Source organism: Candidatus Obscuribacterales bacterium, from assembly GCA_036703605.1.
Lineage (GTDB): Bacteria > Cyanobacteriota > Cyanobacteriia > RECH01 > RECH01 > RECH01.
The window spans coordinates 1-5,852 of the sequence record DATNRH010000150.1 but is presented as its reverse complement, the minus strand read 5'-3'; the positions used below and the strand labels follow the sequence as shown (position 1 = coordinate 5,852).

Sequence of the window (5,852 nt, the reverse complement as noted above, 5' to 3'; positions counted from 1 at the left end):
CACCCGTCGTCGAAGAACCACCCGTCGTCGAAGAACCACCCGTCGTCGAAGAACCACCCGTCGTTGAAGAACCGCCCGTCGTTGAAGAACCACCCCTCGTCGAAGAGCCGCCAGTCGTCGAAGAACCCGTGGTCAGCCAACCTCCTATTGAAGAAGTGCCTGAACCCATGACCCTTTTGGGTACAGGGCTAGCGATTGGCTTCGGAGCATGGTTCAAGCGTCGCCAACGTAACGCCTAGATTCGGTTGAAGGTAGGGTTTGGATAGAGACGATCCAAACCCTGACACCAAGGGGCACCATGCATCATTTTTCTGGGATATCTCAAAAATCTATCCAGCAGCCTGAGTTTTGGCTCATGGGCTTATCAGGCTGCCTTGCGGCTATTTTGCTCACACTGACATGGCGAGTAGATGAGTCCGATCATGTCGGCATGATGCTGTTGTTTTACATGGCGATCGCTTCTTTGATTCAAGATCGCTGTGGGCAACTATGCCTGAAGTCCAACCTAGGCGCTACCTGGTTGGGAAGTGGGCTTGTAGGCTGGACATTAGCCTATAGCCTTTCCATGCCTGAGCAGTTCAATCATTTTGTGCGGGTTGCGCCCTTTATCGCTGGGTTAGGGTTAGCACTACTGGCGGCTGGGTTTTCTGGGCTTCGGCAATTTTGGCGAGAGTTAACGATTCTGTTTTTTCTGGGCGTTCCGAGAGTTATCATCTCCTCAACCGTTGATATTTCGCCCCTGACCGCTAAGTTTTCGGCATTCCTGCTGTGGTATACCGGCTTTGACGTAACTCGTGATACTGTATTTGTGCGCTTACCGGGGGGTGCCGTTCAGGTCTATGAAGGTTGCTCTGGCGTAGAAGCCATGACCTATCTGCTGGGGTTGGCGGTGGTGTTTATGATGGTGTTTCCGCTATCTCGACCGAAGAAAGTTTTGACGCCCATCGTGGCGATCGCCCTAGGTTTTGTCGTCAACGCGATTCGGGTGGCGCTGATGGCCGTTTTGGCCGCCGCCAACAACAAACCAGCCTTTGACTATTGGCATGAAGGCACCGGATCGCTGATCTTTGCGATCGCCTCTGTGTTCATGTTTGGCGCATTTTGTCTACTGCTGCTGCGTCGTGAACGTCCAGATACATCTCTTCCCACACAGTTTTGATGTCTATGCGGGTGTTGCAATCACTGAGAACCGTTGGACTCGTGCTGTTATGCGGTAGTGCCGTGGTGGTTCTTGGGCGGGTGATGCTGGCTCCTGAATCCCAGTATGCGCCGGCGACATCCTATGAGTTTCCAGATGTAGTTCCTGGATCTGATGAATCAGGATCTGAGGGATCAGGATCTGACGGACATTGGCAGGTCACAGCGCCTAGCGTAACCCTGCCGGACGTCGATTTTTTAATGGCAACTGCCCAGTATAACTATCGCCAAGGCGATCGCTCTCTCAAGGCAGACGCTTGGTATTTGACCTCAACGGATGGGGATGTGGCCACCCTCCTAGCCACCCATTCACCCCAGCTTGCCGATCTCACGCTGCAACCCTACCAAAATGGGGACAATGTATATGCGATCGCCCAGGATCCTTCCCAAGACAAGCTGTACCTCACGGCCTGCATTGCCGTCAATGGCGACAGTACCATTACGGCTGAGCAGTTTCAAGATACGCGCCGCCTCAATCGTCTATCTGCTGTACAGATCCTAGAATGGTTGATGGGACAACGACGCATCGAAGACTATCGCTGCCTGTGGACCTTGTTGTCTATCCCAACCTCGCCGACCACCCAACCCCAGGATCAAGCCCTGCTTCAAGCAGCCTGGCAGTCTTGGCACAGGTGGTGGGCAGCCCACTATCCAGTGCGGTAGCCTAGAGCCTTTTCTAGGATGGGCCTATACTTAATCGGTTATCAATTCAACGATCTATGGCAAACTCTAGTGACGATTTACCTCAAATTATTGAGGGAATGCGGCAGTTTAACCTGAGTATCTCCAAGTCCATTGCACCGTTTCGCTGGGTGGGCTACGGTCTGCTCGTGCTAGCGTTTTTAAGCTGGGTCGCATTTCTCACACCCCTAAACTTGATGAATCCAACCTGGGAATTTCAGGCGATCGGGGGGTTGGTGGAGCGAGTTCCCGTCCTCTTGCTGGCTTTCTTGCTGATTTTCTTTGGCGAGATGAGTTTTCGCAAACCCTGGGAACGTCCGATTATCTATACTTTGTCCTGGCTATGCTTAGTGCTGGGCTTGCTCTTTTTCCTGATGATGCCCCTGGGTATTGTGAACACATTTCGCATTAATCATCAAAATGCTGTTACTGCCACGACGGAATACGATCGCCAGCTTGAGGAAGCAGCTAACCTTGAGGCACAGTTAGATCAGGCGAGCACCGCAGATATTTTGGCATTTCTAGAAGCCCAAGGGGCAGAGGTTAATCTGGATAATCCAGAGCAGGTGAAAGACCTTCTGCGGGATGAGATTAATGCTGGACGCGCTAGCCTAACGGAAGACTATAACGAATTGCGGGCTAACCAGAGGCTATCCCTCTTTAAAAATTCTGTGCAGTGGAATCTGGGAGCGTTACTCGCAGGAACCTTACTCGTTTATATCTGGCGATCGACCGCTTGGGCCCGAGGTAAGCATGAGGATCATTAGGTATTACCCTTGGTCTAATGCACGCTTAATCTGGTAGTGGAGAAATACCTCGTCAGCGATCGCTTCCACGGATAATAATGCCAATCTAGGAGCGAGCGCTTGGGCATAGCCGCTGCCGTCTAAGGGCGTGGGGGCGCAACGGCCGCCCAGCAAGAGGGGACAAACGGTTAACCAAAGATCATCGACAAGATCGGCGGCGAGGAGAGATGAGACGAGTTGGCCGCCACCGCCTACCACAAGTTTCTGGATACCCTGATCGCTGATTAAGGCGATCGCTTGCCGAAGATCCAACGGGGTAGCCGGATCGGGACTGGCGACAAAGAACTGCTCAAACTCAGGGCGATCGCGCCACTGTTGTGCCGTTATTGCATTAGTCAACAGCCAGCGCCGGATGGGCTGGGAGAAGAAGCGATCGCTCGGGTTCAACTGTCCCAACACCGAGCAGACAATCTGCACCGGCTGGGATGGCTGCCCCCGCTCCTGCCGCTGAGCCAACAGATGGGGTTGCTTGACGAGCAAGGTGGTGCCGTAGGAACGCAGGGTGCCTGCACCGATCAGAACGGCATCAGCCTCAGCCCAGCGAGTTTCCAAATGTAGGCGATCGCGCTCTGAGCCAAAGCGAGCAGGCGATCGCTGGGCATCGGCAATTTTTCCATCGGCACTCATAGCTAGAACGACGGTTACTTGCGGCAGCCTAGCCAATCCCTAAACAACCTCGGAGGACTTTTTCGGGGCAGGCTGGGCCTGGGGCTGGAACTGGAAGAGAGAGTAGACCACATTCCGACGAATGGAGGTCATCATCTCTAGGAACAGCTCGTAGCCCTCGCTCTTATATTCAATCAACGGATCTTTTTGTCCGTAGCCGCGTAGACCCACCGACTCTCGCAGGGCATCCATTTGCTGCAAATGCTCCCGCCAGAGGGTATCAATTTGCTGCAGGATGAAAAATCGCTCTGCTTGGCGCATCAGACCCGGCTGAATTTGATCCACCTGAGCTTCCTTCATGTCGTAGGCGATGCGCACCTGTTCATGCAGGAAGGTTTTCATCTCGCCCATGGATAGATCATCAATCTGTTCCGGCTCCAGATCCGCCAACAGATAGACAAATTCTTTGGACTTGTTCACCAAGCTTTGCAGATCCCACTCTTCCGGCGGCAAATCCGGGTTGATGTAGGCATCGACAATATCATCCATGGTGCGCTCGGCATATTTAATCACCTGTTCTTTCAGGTCTTGCCCTTCTAGCACCCGTCGCCGCTCGGCATAGATGGCCCGCCGCTGGTTGTTCATCACTTCGTCATATTCAAAGACCTGCTTCCGGATGTCGTAGTAGTAGGTCTCAACCTTTTTCTGAGCTCCTTCCAGCGATCGCGTCAACATCCCCGACTCAATGGGCATATCTTCTTCAACCCGGAAGGCATTCATCAAGACGGCGACGCGATCGCCCCCGAAAATGCGCAGCAGGTTATCTTGCAAACTGAGGAAAAACTTGGTGGAACCGGGGTCGCCCTGCCGTCCAGCTCGACCGCGCAACTGGTTGTCAATCCGGCGCGACTCGTGGCGCTCCGTTCCAATGACATGCAGACCGCCGAGGCTAATCACCTCATCATGTTCTGCATGGGTGAAGCGCTCATACTCTAGGCGCACGAGATTGCAGGCATCCCGCATCTTCAGCAGCACCGCATCGTCCGTGGGCGCTTTTTCGGCCGCCGTGGCGATGATGTCTTCCGCCTTGAGTTCAGAGAGCGATCGCTCGCCGTAGGTGGCAACGGCAAAATCCACAGCCTCTCGGAGGGTCGATTCCGCTTCCTGGGAAAGGTCAGTGGGGAAAATTTGGGGCGATGCCTTCCAGGTCTTAGCCTTCTTGCCTGGCGTAAAGCCCTGACCCTTGCCCCGACCGCCGGCCATCACCTTGGTCACCGAGACCGAGTCTTCATTCTCAGGCTGGACAATCCGGGGCATGAAATATTCCCGCACCTTCAGCCGAGACATGTAGTCTGCGTTCCCACCCAGGATGATGTCTGTTCCACGCCCCGCCATGTTGGTGGCGATAGTGACGGTGCCCTTACGTCCAGCCTGGGCCACAATTTCTGATTCTCGCTCGACGTTCTCAGGCTTGGCATTCAGCAGACTATGGGGAACGCTTTGCTCAGACAGCAGCTTGGATAAGACCTCCGATTTTTCCACGCTGGTGGTTCCCACCAACACCGGACGTCCTTGCTCGTGCATCTCCGCACATTCCAGGGCGATCGCCTGCCACTTAGCCTCTTCGGTTTTGTAGACCACATCCGATAGGTCGTGGCGGCGAGTGGGACGATTGGTAGGAATAATCGTCACTTCTAGGTTGTAGATTTTTTCAAATTCGGCCTCTTCTGTCTTCGCCGTGCCGGTCATCCCCGCTAGCTTGGGATAGAGCAGGAAGAAGTTTTGGTAGGTAATGGTAGCTAGGGTTTGGGTTTCTGGCTGAATTTCCACCCCTTCCTTGGCTTCGATAGCTTGGTGTAGACCATCGCTCCAACGCCGTCCTGGCATCACCCGTCCGGTAAACTCATCCACAATCACAATTTCGCCATCCCGGACGATGTAGTTCACGTCTTTGGTGAACAGTTCATTGGCCTTGATGGCATTGAAAATATAGTGGGCCCAAGGGTTATCCGGATCAAAGAGATCCTTCACCTCCAGCATATTTTCCGCTTCAATAAAGCCTTCGTCTGAGAGGAGGACGTTGCGAGCCTTTTCGTCTACTTCGTAGTACCATTCGGTGCGTTCTTGAGCACTTTGAGATTCGCGGAAACATTGGGCAGCCTGATCGCGATCGCCCTCACTTTGCAACTGCTCTGCTTGCGCCTGTTTTTGTTCTGCTTCCCGGAGAGCGGCCTGCTTAGAGCGCCAAAAATGACTGGCCACCTCAGCAGCCTTGAGATATTTCTCACTGGGGCGTTCTACCTGCCCAGAAATAATCAGCGGCGTGCGGGCTTCGTCAATCAGCACTGAGTCTACTTCATCAATGATGCAGTAGTTAAATGGTCGCTGCACCACATCGGGCATGGCGGTGGCCATGTTATCTCGTAGATAGTCAAACCCTAGCTCACTGTTGGTGCCGTAGGTGATATCGCAGGCATAGTTCTGCTTCCGCTCAGCCGGACTCATGCCCTGCTGAATCAGCCCCACGGAGAGACCTAAAAATCGGTGTACCTGCCCCATCCA

General features: G+C 53.7%; 6 protein-coding genes. 4 read left to right on the top strand and 2 right to left on the bottom strand.

The genetic code is table 11. The annotated features are described in order from the left end of the window. The 4 genes from V6D20_03120 to V6D20_03105 form a co-directional block, all read left to right on the top strand. The coding region (locus V6D20_03120; GenBank protein HEY9814785.1) for a PEP-CTERM sorting domain-containing protein at positions 1-239 on the top strand (239 nt) is incomplete at its 5' end. A 59-nt stretch (positions 240-298) separates the two neighbouring features. Then, complete coding sequence (crtA, locus tag V6D20_03115; GenBank protein HEY9814784.1) at positions 299-1,159, top strand: cyanoexosortase A; 861 nt, start codon at positions 299-301, stop codon at positions 1,157-1,159. Positions 1,160-1,164: 5 nt separating this feature from the next. Next, positions 1,165-1,860, top strand: coding sequence for a cyanoexosortase A system-associated protein (locus V6D20_03110; GenBank protein ID HEY9814783.1), 696 nt, complete (start codon positions 1,165-1,167; stop codon positions 1,858-1,860). Positions 1,861-1,916: 56 nt separating this feature from the next. Continuing rightward, entirely contained in the window at positions 1,917-2,645 is a 729-nt protein-coding gene (locus tag V6D20_03105) for an HpsJ family protein (protein ID HEY9814782.1), read from the top strand. 3 nt (positions 2,646-2,648) lie between these two features. On the opposite strand, the gene V6D20_03100 is transcribed toward V6D20_03105, so the two are convergent. Further along, positions 2,649-3,347: a RibD family protein gene (locus V6D20_03100; GenBank protein HEY9814781.1), complete on the bottom strand. Its 699-nt coding sequence runs from the start codon at positions 3,345-3,347 to the stop codon at positions 2,649-2,651. A gap of 3 nt (positions 3,348-3,350) precedes the next feature. Beyond that, on the bottom strand, positions 3,351-5,852 hold a 2,502-nt coding region (gene secA, locus V6D20_03095), incomplete at its 5' end, for a preprotein translocase subunit SecA (GenBank protein HEY9814780.1).